At 71.7% G+C, this 14,250-nt stretch carries 11 protein-coding genes; 4 read left to right on the forward strand and 7 right to left on the reverse strand.

The features are described from left to right. Window positions 1-5: 5 nt before the first annotated feature. Together U8331_RS05295 and U8331_RS05300 are read right to left on the reverse strand one after the other, a co-directional pair. Window positions 6-548 (reverse strand): phosphatase PAP2 family protein, encoded by a 543-nt coding sequence (locus U8331_RS05295; RefSeq protein WP_481132567.1) that lies wholly within the window; start codon window positions 546-548, stop codon window positions 6-8. Continuing rightward, window positions 526-1,683 carry a glycosyltransferase family 4 protein gene (locus U8331_RS05300; RefSeq protein ID WP_481132568.1) on the reverse strand — a complete coding sequence of 386 codons (1,158 nt, stop codon included), beginning with the start codon at window positions 1,681-1,683 and terminating at the stop codon, window positions 526-528. The genes U8331_RS05295 and U8331_RS05300 overlap by 23 nt, the downstream gene beginning before the upstream one ends. Before the next feature lie 193 nt (window positions 1,684-1,876). Between U8331_RS05300 and U8331_RS05305 the strand changes: the two genes are divergently transcribed. Both U8331_RS05305 and mdoH read left to right on the forward strand, forming a co-directional pair. Next, window positions 1,877-3,382, forward strand: coding sequence for an OpgD/OpgG family glucan biosynthesis protein (locus tag U8331_RS05305; protein ID WP_481132569.1), 1,506 nt, complete (start codon window positions 1,877-1,879; stop codon window positions 3,380-3,382). After that, on the forward strand, window positions 3,373-5,466 hold the full coding sequence (gene mdoH, locus U8331_RS05310) for a glucans biosynthesis glucosyltransferase MdoH (RefSeq protein ID WP_481132570.1): 2,094 nt from the start codon (window positions 3,373-3,375) through the stop codon (window positions 5,464-5,466). Before U8331_RS05305 ends, mdoH begins: the two co-directional genes overlap by 10 nt. A 69-nt stretch (window positions 5,467-5,535) precedes the next feature. Here mdoH and ppx read toward each other — a convergent pair whose 3' ends face one another. From ppx to U8331_RS05335, 5 genes are all read right to left on the reverse strand, one after another. Beyond that, a complete protein-coding gene (gene ppx / locus U8331_RS05315; protein ID WP_481132571.1) occupies window positions 5,536-7,083 on the reverse strand; it encodes an exopolyphosphatase in 1,548 nt (515 codons plus the stop codon). Next, window positions 7,080-9,209, reverse strand: coding sequence for a polyphosphate kinase 1 (ppk1, locus tag U8331_RS05320; protein ID WP_481132572.1), 2,130 nt, complete (start codon window positions 9,207-9,209; stop codon window positions 7,080-7,082). The genes ppx and ppk1 overlap by 4 nt, the downstream gene beginning before the upstream one ends. A 13-nt stretch (window positions 9,210-9,222) precedes the next feature. Next, window positions 9,223-10,566 carry a phosphate regulon sensor histidine kinase PhoR gene (gene phoR, locus U8331_RS05325; protein ID WP_481132573.1) on the reverse strand — a complete coding sequence of 448 codons (1,344 nt, stop codon included), beginning with the start codon at window positions 10,564-10,566 and terminating at the stop codon, window positions 9,223-9,225. A gap of 53 nt (window positions 10,567-10,619) precedes the next feature. Continuing rightward, a complete protein-coding gene (gene phoB / locus U8331_RS05330; protein WP_481132574.1) occupies window positions 10,620-11,321 on the reverse strand; it encodes a phosphate regulon transcriptional regulator PhoB in 702 nt (233 codons plus the stop codon). A 245-nt stretch (window positions 11,322-11,566) separates the two neighbouring features. After that, the gene (locus tag U8331_RS05335; RefSeq protein ID WP_481132575.1) at window positions 11,567-13,141 is read right to left on the reverse strand and encodes a M48 family metalloprotease; all 1,575 of its coding nucleotides are present in this window, start codon (window positions 13,139-13,141) and stop codon (window positions 11,567-11,569) included. A gap of 263 nt (window positions 13,142-13,404) precedes the next feature. Here U8331_RS05335 and grxC point away from each other — a divergent pair, with 263 nt between their 5' ends. Both grxC and U8331_RS05345 read left to right on the forward strand, forming a co-directional pair. Beyond that, complete coding sequence (gene grxC, locus U8331_RS05340; RefSeq protein WP_481132894.1) at window positions 13,405-13,650, forward strand: glutaredoxin 3; 246 nt, start codon at window positions 13,405-13,407, stop codon at window positions 13,648-13,650. Between the two features lie 98 nt (window positions 13,651-13,748). After that, complete coding sequence (locus U8331_RS05345) at window positions 13,749-14,081, forward strand: carboxymuconolactone decarboxylase family protein (RefSeq protein WP_481132895.1); 333 nt, start codon at window positions 13,749-13,751, stop codon at window positions 14,079-14,081. Window positions 14,082-14,250 lie beyond the last annotated feature (169 nt).

Raw genomic sequence — 14,250 nt, forward strand, 5'->3', positions numbered from 1 at the left:
CCCGATCAGGAAACGCCGGGCGCCAGCCACACCGACACCGCCGCCAGCCCGGTGCCGATCGCGCTGGCGGCCAGCACGTCGCTCGGGTAATGCAGCCCCAGCACCACCCGCGAGGCCGCGACGGCGGCGGTGAACGGCCCCAGCAGCCATCCCAGCGCGGGGTAGTGGGCGACCGCGACCAGGCTGAAGGCCACCGCGTGCAGGGTGTGGCCGGACGGAAAGCTGAATTCGTCCAGCGGAGCGATCCACGCGCGGATCCGCCGGTCGGAGGCGAACGGCCGCGGGCGCCGGGTCCAGCGTTTGAGTGCCTTGTACAGCGCCAGTGCGACCACGCCGGTGGCCGCCAGGTGCGCCGACGCGGCCAACCCGCGCCAGCCGTCCACCGCGACCATCGCGGCCATCAGCACGTACCAGAACACGCCGTCGCCCAACCGGCTGACCGCGCGGAAGCAGGCGCGCGACGGGTGCCGCTCGCACATGCGGTTGACCCGCAGGCACCAGCCCGATTCGTCGGCGACCAGCCGCTTATGCCAGCGCAAACGGTCCATCGCGCCTGTCTCCCGCCATGGCCCGCAGCAGGGCGTCGAGGTCCGCGGCCACCTGCGCCGGGTGCAGGCCGGCCACCGCGGCGCGACCGGCGCGCGCCATGGCGGCACGGCTTTCGTCATCGCGGGCGATCCACGTCGCCGCGGCGATGAACGCCTGCTCGTCGGCCTCGCCCCCGCGGTCCGGCACCGCCGCGCCATGCACGCCGTCACGCAGGTGCTCGCGCGCGGCGCCGTAGTCGAAGGCGACGGTGGGCACGCCGCTGGCCATCGCTTCCAGGGTGACGTTGCCGAAGGTCTCGCTGCGGCTCGGAAACAGGAACAGGTCGCCGCTGGCGAAGTGGCGCGCGAGTGCTTCATCGCGCCGCACTCCGCAGAACACGAAATCGGGATGACGGGCTTCCAGCGCAGGACGCAACGGCCCGTCGCCGATCCAGACCAGGCGCGCATCGGGCCGCGTGGCCTGCACCCGGCGGAACGCGCGCACGAGCAGGTCGAGGTTCTTCTCCGCCGCGATGCGGCCGACGTGGACGACCGCGAGTCCGTTCGTCGCGACGCCCCAGGCGGCCCGCAGGGCGGGGTCGCGCTGGCCGGGATGGAACAGCTGCGTGTCCACGCCTCGCGGCAACCGCCGGACCGAGGTGAAGCCGTGGGCCGCCAGCCACCCGGCCAGTTCACGGGTCGGCACCAGGGTGGCCCCGGCGCGGTTGTGGAAACAGCGCATCCACGCCAGCGCCAGCGGCGCCAGCCAGCGCAGGCCGTAGTCGCGCATGTAGCGGTCGAAGCGGGTGTGGAAGCCGGTGGCGACCGGAATCCCGAGTCGCCGCGCCGCGGCCAGCGCCGAGCCGCCGAGGGGGCCTTCGGTCGCGACATAGAGGGCGTCGGGCGGCTCGCGGCGCCAGCGGTCCAACAACTGGCGCCGGGCCGGCAGGCCGAACTGCAGGCCGGCGTAGCGGGGCAGGGCGATGCCACGCACCAGCAGCTCGTGGGTCGCCGGTCCGGTGTCGCCGCGCTGGCGCGGTCGCACCACATCGACCCGGTGGCCCAGCGCGCGCAGCTGCTGCTCCAGCCCCTGCACGGTCAAGGCGACGCCGTTGACCTCGGGCGGGTAGGTCTCGGTGACGATCGCGTAGTGCATGCGCGCTCTCCGGTTTTGACGAGCTTGCGCCGGCGGGATGAAACCCCGATGGCGGCGGGATGACGCGCCGGTGACAGCCGCCGTTCGGCGCCGTATGGACGCACACGGGCAATTAATGTTTTTCCACGTACGATTCGCGCAATTTTTTGGGTACTGGATTCGCGTGCGTCGTCGGGAAGTTCTCAAATCCGCTTTGTTGCTGCCGTTTGCGGCAGCCGTGCCCGGCCCGGGCGGGCGGGCGCTCGCGCGCGCCGTCGCCCCCGCGGGGCTGCCGTATGCGGGTGCGTTCGATGCGCGGACCGTGCCGGCCTTCGCCCGTGCCTTGGCCGGGCGGCCGTTCAGCCACAGCGCCGCCGCCCTGCCGCCGGAGCTGGCGAAGATCGACTACGACGCCTTCCGGCAGATCCGCTTCGAGCCGGCGCAGGCGCTGTGGCGCGGGGACGGGCTGCCGTTCCAGGCGCAGTTCTTCCATCGCGGGTTCCTGTACCACCAGCGGGTGGACGTCCATGAAGTCGTCGGCGGCGCGTCGCGGCCGGTGGCGTACCGGCCGGAGATGTTCCGGTTCGACGGCGATGTCGCGCCGGTGCAGGGCGACCTCGGCTTCGCAGGATTCCGCCTGCACGCGCCAATCAACCGGCCCGACTACTTCGACGAGGTGTGCGCCTTCCTTGGTGCCAGCTATTTCCGCGCGGTGGCGGAAGGGCAGGCCTACGGGCTGTCGGCACGCGGGCTGGCGCTGCGCACGGGTGATCCGGCCGGCGAGGAGTTCCCGTTCTTCCGCGCGTTCTGGCTCGAACGGCCGGCCGCCGGCGCCGCGCGCATCACGCTGCACGCCCTGCTGGACGGCCCGAGCGTCGCAGCGGCGTTCCGCTTCGATGTGACTCCGGGCAGCGAGACCGTGTTCGACGTCGACATGCGCCTGTACCCGCGGGTCGTGCTGGCCCAGGCCGGCATCGCGCCGCTGACCAGCATGTTCCAGTTCGACGCCGGCGACCGGGTCGGCATCGACGACTACCGCGCCGCGGTGCACGACTCCGACGGCCTGGCGATGCTCAACGGCGCCGGCGAGCAGTTGTGGCGGCCGCTGCGCAATCCCGGCACCCTGCAGGAAAGCGCGTTCGAGGACACCGCGCCGCGCGGGTTCGGCCTCATGCAGCGCAAGCGTGCGTTCGCCGATTTCGGCGACGGCGAGGCGCGCTACCACCTGCGCCCCAGCCTCTGGGTGGAGCCGCTTGGCGACTGGGGCGCGGGCAGCGTGCGGCTGTTCGAGATCCCCACCGCCGACGAGTACCACGACAACATCGTCGCCTTCTGGCGCCCGCAGGCGCCGCTGGCGGCCGGGCGCGAACATCGCTTCCGCTACCGCCTGCACTGGTGCGACCGCCACGCGTGGACGCCGGCGCTGGCGACGGTCGAACAGACCCGAATCGGCGCGGGGCCCGGCGGTTCCCGCCGGGTGGTGCTCGACTTCGCCGGGGGCGCGCTGGCGCAGTGGTCCGGCGACGCCCCGCCCCGCGCGGACGTCAGCACCGATGCGGGCCGGGTCGCCAACGTGGTCGCCAGCCGCGGCCCCGCCGGCCGCTGGCACCTCGCCTTCGAACTGCATCCCCCGGCGAACGCCGCATCCGAGCTGCGCGCCACCCTGCGCGGCGTGGGCGGCGCGCCCCTTTCCGAGACCTGGCTGTACCGATGGACCTGATCAACGTCTCCCGTTCCGCCGCTTCGCCTTCCTCTTCCGCCGATGCACCGCTGCTGCCGGCCGAAGCGCCGCTGCCGATGCCGGTGCAGTCGCTGAGGGTCGGCCGGCGCGCGCCGCGCCGCGTCGGCCCGACCACGATGCCCGGCTGGCGCCGGGCGCTCGTGTTCGGCGCCACGTTCGGCCTGACCCTGCTGGCGGTGTTCCAGCTCTGGTGGGTGATGCGCGGTGGCGGCCTGAGCCATTTGGAACTGGCCTCGCTGGCGCTGTTTGCCGGTCTGTTCGTCTGGATCGCCCAGAGCTTCGTCAGTGCGGTGATCGGGTTCGTGCTGATCCTGCGCGGCGGCCACGATCCGCTGGCGCTGGGCGAGGGGCCGCTGCCGGTGCCGCGGCAGCGCACCGCGTTGCTGGTCCCGACCTACAACGAGGATCCCGAGCGCGTGTTCGCCGGCGTGCAGGCGATCCACGAGTCGCTCGCGGCGACCGGCCACGGCGACGCGTTCGACTTCTTCGTGCTCAGCGACACCACCCGCGACGAGGTGCGCGCGCGAGAGCTGGCCGGATTCCATGCCCTGCGGGCCCGCACCGGCGACCGCCGCCGCCTGTTCTACCGCCACCGGCGCAGGAACGTGGGCCGCAAGGCCGGCAACATCGCCGAGTGGGTCCGCCGTTTCGGCGCCGCCTACCCGCACATGCTGATCCTCGACGCGGACAGCCTGATGAGCGGCGAGACCATCGTGCGGCTGTCCGCGGCGATGGAGCGCCACCCCCGGCTGGCGCTGGTGCAGACCCTGCCTGTGGTGGTCGGGGGTGGCAGCATCTTCGCCCGGATGCAGCAGTTCGCCGGCCGCGTGTACGGGCCGGCGCTCGTGCACGGCAACGCCTGGTGGCACGGCAGCGAGGGCAACTACTGGGGCCACAACGCGATCATCCGCACCGCCGCGTTCGCCACGCAGTGCGGCCTGCCGGACCTCGCCGGCCCGCGGCCGTTCGGCGGCAGCGTGCTGAGCCACGATTTCGTCGAGGCCGCGTTGCTGCGGCGCGGCGGCTGGGCGGTGCACCTGGCGCCCGGACTGGCCGGCAGCTACGAGGAAGGCCCGCCATCGCTGACCGACATGCTGGTGCGCGACCGGCGCTGGTGCCAGGGCAACCTGCAGCACGGCGGCGTGCTGCCGGCGCGTGGCCTGCACTGGGTCAGCCGCTGGCACCTGCTGACCGGCATCGGCCACTACGTCACCGCGCCCATGTGGGCGATGCTGATGCTGCTGGGCGTGTTGATGACGATGCTCAACTCGGGCCTGCGCTGGGACGACATGCTGCTGCCGGGGCTGGCGCCGTCGGTGTACTGGCAGGCACCGGACGGGCCCGAGCGCTTCATCATGGTGTTCGGCCTGACCATGGCGATGCTGTTCGGTCCAAAGCTGCTCGGTCTGGGGCTGGCGCTGGGCAACCCGGCGATGCGGCGGGCGTGTGGCGGCAGCCTGCGGTTGCTCGCCGGCGCGGTGCTGGAAACCGTGCTGGCGACGCTGATGGCGCCGGTCACGATGTTCGTGCAGGCACGCGGCGTCGCCGAGGTGCTGTCGGGCCGCGACTCGGGCTGGGAGAGCCAGCGGCGCGACGACGGCACGTTGCCGTTGTCGGGCCTGGTCCGGCGCTATGCCGGTGCGACCCTGTGCGGCGCGCTGTTCACCGCGTGGAGCTACGCGGCGGCGCCGTCGCTGACACTGTGGATGTCGCCGGTGCTGCTGGGGTTGCTGCTGTCGATGCCGATCGTCGCGGTCACCGCGGCGCCGCGACCGGGGCGCTGGCTGCAGCGCGCCGGCGTGTTCCGCACACCCGAGGAACACGCGCCGGTGCCGGTGCTGGCCCGCGCGCAGGCGTTGCGTGCGCCGCTGCGCGAGCCCGCGGTTCCGGTGGCGCCGTGGCCGGAAGTGGTGCCGGTACAGGCACCGGTGCTGGTGCACAGCGTGGTGATGCCGCTGGCGGGCGCGCCGTTGTCCAGCATGCGGCCGGCGACGCTGGCCCGGGTCACCGCCACCGTGGCGCCGGGACTGGAGTTGCCATTCGCCGACGCGGCGATGGTCTGACCCGTTCGATCGCCGCCGCCGGAGAGTCCGCGGCGCCTGTGGGTGACCGGGAATCCGGACCGCGGCCGCTCAGTCGGCAGCGATCCGCAGGTCGATCCCGAGTGCGGCGATGTCCGCCGGCTCACCGCCGAGGTCGGCCTTCAGCAGCGGTCGCGCGTCCAGCCAACGCCGGTCGAGGGTCAGCGTCAACACCTTGCCGTCGGCATGGGCATCCAGCCGCGGGATCGGATCGGACTCGTGCGCGCGGTGCATCAGCACCGCCAGCCGCAGCAGTTCGGCGCTGTGGCGGATCGCGGGCAGCAGGCGGTCGGGCAGGGCGTCGAACGCCGACTTGGGCACCTTGCGGCGATGGGTGCGCACCAGCGCGGCGAGGAATTGCTGCTGCTGGCGCGAGAAGCCGGAAATATCGGTGTGTTCGACCACGTACGCGCCGTGCACGTGGTACTGGCTGTGGGCGATGGTCAGCCCCAGTTCGTGCAGGCGCGCGGCGCGGCTGAGCATCAGGCGCTCGTCGACGCCGAGCTGCCAGGCCGCGGCGACCTGGTCGAACAGCCGCAATGCCGTGGCTTCCACCCGCGCGGCCTGTGCCTTGTCGATGCCGTAGCGCAGCATCAGCGCGGCGACCGAGGCATCGCGCGGGTCGTCGGCGCCGCCGCGGCCGAGCATGTCGTAGAGCATGCCCTCGCGCATCGCCGCCTTGCTGATCATCAACCGCTGCAGGCCGAGCGCGTCGAACGCCGCCTCCAGGATCAGCAGCCCGCCGGCGATGATCGGGCGGCGGTCGGACGGCAACCCGGGCAGGTCGATCGCGTCGATGTGGCCGGCCTGCAGCAGGCGGTCACGCACCTGCGGGAGGGCTTCGGCGGTCACCGCGCCCTTGGTCAGCTTCATTGCCGCGCAGACCTCGCCGATCGCCTTGTTGGTGCCGGAGGCGCCGAGTGCATCGTCCCAGCCGAGCGCGCGGTAGGCCGCGGCGAACTGCTGGAACTCGGCGGTGACTTCGGTCAGCGCCTCGCGCCAGCGGCGCGGGGTCAGCCGGCCGTCGCCGAAGAAGCGCCGGGTGCTGGCGACGCAGCCCAGCTGCAGGCTCTCGCGCTCGATCGCGTCGAAGCCGCTGCCGATGATGCATTCCGTCGAGCCGCCGCCGATGTCGATCACCAGGCGCAGCTCGTCGGGCTTGGACGGCTGCGCGTGGGCGACGCCCAGATAGATCAGGCGCGCCTCTTCTCGGCCGGCGACGACTTCGATGGCGTGGCCGAGCGCGCTCTCGGCGGGCATCAGGAACGAGCGCGGCGCGGCGAGCCGGCGCACGGTGTTGGTGGCGATCGCGCGGACCTGCTGCGGCGGGATGTCGCGGATGCGCTGGCCGAAGCGCGACAGGCAGTCGAACGCGCGCTGGCGGACCTCGGCCGACAAGCCGCCGCGCGCGTCCAGTCCCTCGGCCAGCCGGACCTGCTCGCGCAGGCGGTCGACCACGCGCAGCTGGCCCAGCAGGTATTGCGCCACCACCATGTGGAAGCTGTTGGAGCCCAGGTCGATGGCGGCCAGCAGGTCGCCATCGCGCAGCGAGAGCGCAGCGGTGGGAAAGGCTTCGCCGAGCCGTGACGCGTCGTTCATGCGCAGATCTTCGCCAGCAGGCAGGCCTGCCCGGAATGCGGCTCGGCGTCGGGTTCGCGCGGCACCTTCAGGTAGTCGCCATCGGGCTGCAGCGCCCACGCGTTGAGGTTGTCGCCCAGGTAGTTGTCGAGCGCCTCCTCGCTGATGCGCGCCACCAGCGCCGGGTCGAGGATCGGGAAGCAGGTCTCCACCCGCCGCAGCAGGTTGCGCTCGAGCCAATCGGCGCTGGCGCAGAACAGCTCCGGCTCGCCGCCATTGCCGAACCAGTAGACCCGGCTGTGTTCGAGGAAGCGGCCGACGATCGAGCGCACCCGGATGTTCTCGCTCACGCTCGGCACGCCCGGCCGCAGGGTGCAGGCGCCGCGCACGATCAGGTCGATCTGCACGCCGGCCTGCGAAGCGCGGTAGAGCGCCCGGATGACCCGCTCCTCGTTGAGGGCGTTCATCTTGGCGACGATCCGCGCCGGCCGGCCGTCGAGCGCGTGCGCGATCTCGCGTTCGATCCGCCGCAGCACGCCGCCGTGCAGGGTGAACGGCGACTGCAGCATGCATTCGAGCTTGAGCTGCGGCGCCAGCCCCGACAGCTGCAGGAAGATCAGATGAACGTCGTTGCCGATCGCCGGATTGGCGGTGATCAGCCCCAGGTCGGTGTACGCGCGGGCGGTGCCGGAGTGATAGTTGCCGGTGCTCAGGTGGACGTAGCGGCGCAGCCGCGCGCCCTCGCGCCGGACGATCAGCAGCATCTTGGCGTGCGTCTTGTAGCCGACCACGCCGTAGACGACCTGCACGCCGGCTTCCTGCAGGCGGTCGGCGAAGCCCAGGTTGGCCTCCTCGTCGAAGCGCGCGCGCAGCTCGACCACCACGGTGACGTCCTTGCCGTTGCGCGCGGCCTGGATCAACGCCTCGACGATCGGCGAGTCCTTGCCCGAGCGGTACAGGGTCTGCTTGATCGCCAGCACGTTCGGGTCTTCGGCCGCCTGGCGCAGGATCTCCAGCACCGGGGTGAACGCATCGAACGGGTGGTGCAGCAGCACGTCGCCCTTCGACACGGTGGCGAACATCGCGTCGGCACCGGGCAGCGGGCGCGACTGGAAGGCGGGGAACTTGAGGTCGGCGCGCTGCACCAGATCGTACACCTGCACCGCGCGGTTGAGGTTGACCGGGCCGTTGATGCGGTAGACCGCGTTTTCGGTCAGGTCGAAATTCTTCAGCAGGGTGCGCACGATCGGCTCGGGGCACTGTTCGGCGATCTCCAGCCGCACCGCGCGCAGGTAGCCGCGGCCGACCAGCTCGTCGCGCAGGGCGAGGGCGATGTTGTCGACCTCCTCCTCGTCGACCAGCAGCTCGGAGTTGCGCGTCACCCGGAACTGGTACGCCCCCTTGACCTGCATGCCCGGGAACAGCTCGTCGACGAACGCCGACAGCACCGCCGACAGGAACACGAAGTCGGTCGGCCCGCCGCTGACCTCCTCGGGGAACTGGATGATCCGCGGCAGCGAACGCGGCGCCCGCACGATGGCGAGGTTGCCGTCGCGCCCGAACGCATCGCGCCCGCTCAGCACGACCACGATGTTGAGCGACTTGTTGAGGATCTTCGGGAACGGGTGCGCCGGGTCCAGACCGAGCGGCGACAGCACCGGCATGATCTCGTCGCGGAAGTAGGCGCGCAGCCATTCCACCTGGTCGGGCGTCCAGCTGTCGCGCGCCAGCACGCGTACGCCGGCATCGTTCAGCGCCGGCCGCAGCACCGTGTTCCAGCATTCGTACTGGGCCTCGACCAGCTCGGCCGCGCGATCGTGGATGCGCGCAAGCACCGCCGCCGGCGGCAGCCCGTCCGGTCCCGCGACCAGGCCCAGCTCCTGCGCGTGGCGCAGCGTGCCCGCGCGGATCTCGAAGAACTCGTCGAGGTTGGTGCAGCTGATGCACAGGTAGCGCAGGCGCTCCAGCAAGGGCACCTGCGGGTCCTGCGCCTGCGCCAGCACGCGGAAATTGAACGCCAGCTGCGACAGCTCGCGGTTGAAGTACAGCGACGGGTCGCGCAGCGGATCGGCGGCGGGGGCGTCGCTGTACAGGCCGGCGTCGAGCGGCGCGCGCCCGGTCGGATCGAGTTCGCTGTGGCGGTTCATGGTGCGGGTCCTCTCATGCGTGGGCCTCGGCGGAGCCGGCGCCGGTCGCGCCGGGCTCGCGCGGGCGCAGTCGTTCCGGCCCGAAGTGGCAGGCAAAGGTACTGCCCTGGCCCACCTCGCTGGTGATGTCCAGGCGCGCCTGGTGCAGGTTGAGCACGTGCTTCACGATCGCCAGCCCCAGGCCCGTTCCACCGGACTCTCGCGAGCGGCTGGTGGACACCCGGTAAAAGCGTTCGGTGATCCGCGGCAGGTGGGCGGCGGGGATGCCGTACCCGCTGTCGTGCACTTCCAGCACCGCGCCGCCGGCGTCGCCGCGGCGGAACCGGACCGATACCCGCCCGCCGGCGGGGGTATAGCGGATCGCGTTGCCGACCAGGTTGGAGAACGCGCTGTGCAGTTCCTTGTTCGAACCGAACAGGTCCACCCCGGCGCTGTCCTCGACCTCCACCTCGTGCTGCCCCTGGCTGAGCGCGGCGGCCTCGCGCCGCAGGGTGCTGAGCATCGGTCCCATCGACACCGTTTCCGGCGCCGGCAGCGCGTCCTGCGACTCCAGCCGCGACAGGGTGAGCAGGTCCTCGACGAGCTGGGTCATGCGCTGCGACTGGCGCTGCATCTCGGCCAGCATCGGCTTCCATTCGGGGTGCTCGTCCTCGTCGATCAGGTCGAGGTAGCCGTGGACCACGGTCAGCGGGGTACGCAGTTCGTGCGAGACGTTGGCGACGAAGTCGCGCCGCATCTGCTCCAGCTGCAACAGGCGGCTGACGTCGCGGGCGACCAGCAGCCAGAGGCTCTCGGAATACGGAATCAGGCGCAGGCTCAGGGTGGCCGGGCTGTCGAGCGGGGACGGCACTTCGAGCGGTTCGGCGTTGCGGCCGGCCGCCAGCCAGTGGGCCAGCGGCAGCGGTTGCAGGCGCTGGACCAGCGAGGCGCCGATGTCGGCCGGGTAGCGGAGGCCGAGCAGCGGGCCACCGGCTTCGTTGAACCAGAGGATGCGCTGGCTGTTGCGGTCGACCACCACGATCGCGTCGGGCAGGGCCGCGGCGGCGGCGCGGTAGGCGCGCAGCATTTCCACCAGACGGCGCTTGCGCACGCGCATCTCGCCCTGGCCGCGGTGCAGCAGGCGGTCCAGTTCGTTCCACACCCCGATGCCTTCCGGTGGCGGCAACCGGCGCCGCGCGGTGAGCCGCTCGAGCACCCGGCGCAACCGCCAGTAGTGCCAGGCCACCACCCCGAGCGCGGCGGCGGTGACCACCGGCCACGGCCGACCCACCGCGAACCCGAGCAGGGCCGCGCCGGCGAGGATCAGGGACAGCAGGCCGAAGGTACGGAGCCAGGCGGTGCGGGCGCGGGGAGGCATGAAGGCAGTATCCGATGTTTTGCAGCCCGGTCCCGCGCGGGGGCGGGGCCGGATCAGGCGGCGGTCGAGAAGCGGTAACCGGCGCCGCGCACCGTCTGGATCATGCCGTCGAGCAGGTGCGGCTCCAAGGTCTTGCGCAGGCGCCGGATGTGGACGTCGACAGTGCGCTCCTCGACATAGACGCTGCCGCCCCACACGTGGTCGAGCAGTTGCGCGCGCGAGTAGACGCGCTCGGGATGGGTCATGAAGAAGTGCAGCAGCCGGTATTCGGTCGGCCCGATCTGGACCGGCTGCTCGCCGGTGCCGCCCTGGGCGTAGACGCGGTGGGCGGCGCCGTCGATGCGCAGCGGCCCGCTGCCGATGCTGCCGTCCTCGTCGTCCTCGCGCGAGCGCCGCAGCACCGCACGGATCCGGGCCAGCAGTTCGCGGGCCGAGAACGGCTTCACCACATAGTCGTCGACTCCCGCTTCGAGGCCGCCGACGCGATCGTTCTCCTCGCCCCGCGCGGTCAGCATGATGATCGGGACCTCCCGGGTCAGCGACTCCCTGCGCCAGCGGCGGGCGAGGTCCAGGCCGCTGGTGCCGGGCAGCATCCAGTCCAGCAGGATCAGGTCGGGCACGCGGTCGGCGATGGCCGCCTGCGCCTCGCGGGCGTCGCCGGCATGGACCGGCTCGTATTCGCCCTTGCGCAGGGCGAACGACACCATATCGCGGATGGCGGGTTCGTCTTCGACTATCAGGATGCGCTTCTGCACGGGTCACCGGAGGGCAGGACGGGGCCATCCCGGGGCGCAGCCCTGGCGGCCACGTCCCCGAGCCTTCGGACCGGCAGCCGGTCCGGATCCGGCGAAGGCGGAGAGCGATCGCAGGCGGCGCTCCCGCGCCACCGGGCCCGCCTGGAGAGCGGCAGAGCCCCGGAACGGCCCCAGTACACTACCGTTTTGTGACACCGCGGTGACAACGCCTTGCGTCTGTCACACGACACGCGCCGCGCCGCCGGTTACTGGCGGTCGAGCACTTCGTCGTGGATGCCCTGGCGATGCAGCTCGAGCACCATCGGGGTGATCTGGGCGATGCGCGCCTCGATCCGCGCGCGGGCGTAATAGTCGACCTCGGGTCGCTGCTTGAGGGTGTTGAGCTGCACCAGCGCCTGTTCTGCCCGGCCGCTGAGCAGGGTCGCCTCGGCGTAGGCCTCGCCGGCGCGGATCGGCTCGCCGGCGATCTCACTGGCGCGGGCGAAGGTGCGCTGGAACGCCGGGTCCTGCGAGGACCGGGCCAGCAGTGGCCGCAGGATTTCCTGCGCGCGCTTGCCGGCGGCAACGGTGCCGCGCTCGGACAGCACCTGCGCGTAGGTGAGGGCGACCGCGCGGTTGTTCGGCGCGCGGCGCAGCAGTTCGGCGAAGCGGGCATCGGCGGCTTCGCGCTGGCCGCTGCGCGCCTGCGCCTCGGCCAGTCCCAGGCTGATCCAGAGGTCGCCCGGCCGCTCGGCGAGCAGGTCCGCGAGCGATTCGGCGGCCTTGCCCGCTTCGTTCGCCCGCAGACGGGCGATGGCCAGGCCGTAGCGCTGCGCGCCGGTCAGTGCGCCACTGGACGCGATCCCCTCGTACTCGCGGATCGCGGCCGGCGCGTTGTCGGCGCTGAGCACGCGCAGGCGTTCGCGGGCGAGGTCGAAATAGCCGGTGCCACCGCTGGGCAGTGCGGCGCCGGTGATGGTCAGGCCGGACGGCAGCAGCGGATTGTCGGTGACGCTTGGACCCGCGTCGAACCCGCCGGGCGAGCGCGCCAGCTGCACCGCCCGGGCCTTGGCCTCGCTGATGCGGGTGGTGGTGACCGGGTGGGTCATCAGGTAGTCGGGGGTGTCGTAGGCGCCAGCGGCGTTGGCGCGCGAACGGGTCAGCATGGTGCTGAAGAAGCTCGCCATCGCATCGGTGTCGTAGCCGCTGCGGGCGAGGGTCTGGATGCCGAGCCGGTCGGCTTCGTGCTCGTTGGACCGGGTGTAGTTGATCTGCCGTTGCTGGGCCAGCCCCATCGCCGAAACGATCGCGGCCTGGGCGGCATCGTCGCTGGAATTGCCGCCGGACGACTGGGCGAGCACGACCGCGCCGAGCATGGCCAGCAGGATCGGGATCTGGTCGCGCTGTGCACGCTCGACGCCGCGCAGCACGTGTTCCTGGGTGACGTGGGCGATTTCGTGCGACATCACCGCGGCGACTTCGTCCTCGCGCTCGGCCGCCAGCACCAGACCGGCGTTCACCCCGACATAGCCACCGAGGGTGGCGAAGGCGTTGATCTGCCGCTCGCGCAACATGAAGAAGGTGAACGGCTGCCGCGGAACATCACTGTGCGCCGCCAGCCGCGCGCCCAGGCTGTCGAGCCAGCTGTCGATCAGCGGATCCTCGAGCAGGTAATCGTAGTGGCGCAGCTGCGCCAGCATCATGCCGCCGTACTCCTCCTGCTGGTGCGGGGTGAGCAGTTGCCCGGCGGAGGAGCCGATGTCCGGCAGGTCCTGTGCCGGTGTGCACAGGCTGGCCACGACGAGGGTGAGGGCGGCGGTAAGCGGGACGATGCGGCGCAACAGAGCCTCCTGGGCCGGTGGAACGGAAGCACCCCGGCGTGACGGCAGGATGCAGGCAGGGCAGGGCGAAGGCGTGAACATCGTGTTAATCGGGACGGAGATGCCCGCCACCCACATCGCGCGCGCAGCCCCAGCCGGGAACGGGACGGTGGAAATCGCACGCCCCGACCCCATGTTCAATGCGACCATTCGACCATGGTCCGCCCCCGGAGTTCACAGGAGAACGCATCTTGAGCAGCCCCCCGTCCCCCCCCGAGATCGTGATGTACACCACCGCGGTGTGCCCTTACTGCGTTGCCGCCAAGAACTTCCTCAAGAGCAAGGGGCAGCAATGGACCGAAGTGCGGATCGACCTGGATCCGGCGGAACGCGAGAAGATGATCGCCCGTGCCCGCCGCACCAGCGTGCCGCAGATCTTCGTCGGCCAGACCCACGTCGGTGGCTACGACGACATGATCGCCCTGCATCGCCAGGGCAGGTTCGAGCCGCTGCTGGCGGGGGACGCATGAGCCCGGGACCGGAGAATGCCGGAACCGGAAAGAAGGAAGCCGCGGAGGGTGGCACCGAAGCCGACCGCGTCGCCGAATTCACCGCCTTCCGCAAGCGCATGAACGAGCGCATCCTCGCCGAGCCCAACCAGGTGGTCCGGCGCTTCTTCGCGCTCGACACCCAGACCTACCAGCCCGGCGCGCTCGATCTGAAGACCAAGGAGCTGCTGGGCCTGGTCGCGTCGCTGGTGCTGCGCTGCGACGACTGCATCAGCTATCACGTGGCGCAGTGCAAGGAGGCCGGCGTCAAGCGCGACGAGATGTTCGAGGCGTTTTCGGTCGGGCTGGTTGTCGGCGGCTCGATCGTGATCCCGCATTTGCGCCGCGCGGTCGACTTCCTCGACCGGCTGGAGCAGGGCGCCGCCGCCCCGGCCGCGCACGACCACGCCTGATCCGGGCAGGGGCGGCCTCAGCCGCGATCAGTTCTCCCCGAGCCGGCTACGGACGCATCGGGTCGCGGCTGAAGCCGCTCCCGCAAGGGCCCGTGCCTGCAGCGGAGCCGCCGTTGCGGCATAATTCCGCGGTTCACACACGCTGCCGTACGTACCGCGTACGGCGGCC

The sequence above is a fragment of the Lysobacter sp. CC-YZS074 genome (genome assembly GCF_056739745.1).

What these genes read in the sequence shown, in the direction of transcription:
- U8331_RS05295 (WP_481132567.1), bottom strand. Translation starts at nt 548, where the DNA reads ATGGACCGTTTGCGCTGGCATAAGCGGCTGGTCGCCGACGAATCGGGC.
- U8331_RS05300 (WP_481132568.1), bottom strand. Translation starts at nt 1,683, where the DNA reads ATGCACTACGCGATCGTCACCGAGACCTACCCGCCCGAGGTCAACGGC.
- mdoH (WP_481132570.1), top strand. Translation starts at nt 3,373, where the DNA reads ATGGACCTGATCAACGTCTCCCGTTCCGCCGCTTCGCCTTCCTCTTCC.
- ppx (WP_481132571.1), bottom strand. Translation starts at nt 7,083, where the DNA reads ATGAACGACGCGTCACGGCTCGGCGAAGCCTTTCCCACCGCTGCGCTC.
- ppk1 (WP_481132572.1), bottom strand. Translation starts at nt 9,209, where the DNA reads ATGAACCGCCACAGCGAACTCGATCCGACCGGGCGCGCGCCGCTCGAC.
- phoR (WP_481132573.1), bottom strand. Translation starts at nt 10,566, where the DNA reads ATGCCTCCCCGCGCCCGCACCGCCTGGCTCCGTACCTTCGGCCTGCTG.
- grxC (WP_481132894.1), top strand. Translation starts at nt 13,405, where the DNA reads ATGTACACCACCGCGGTGTGCCCTTACTGCGTTGCCGCCAAGAACTTC.
- U8331_RS05345 (WP_481132895.1), top strand. Translation starts at nt 13,749, where the DNA reads ATGAACGAGCGCATCCTCGCCGAGCCCAACCAGGTGGTCCGGCGCTTC.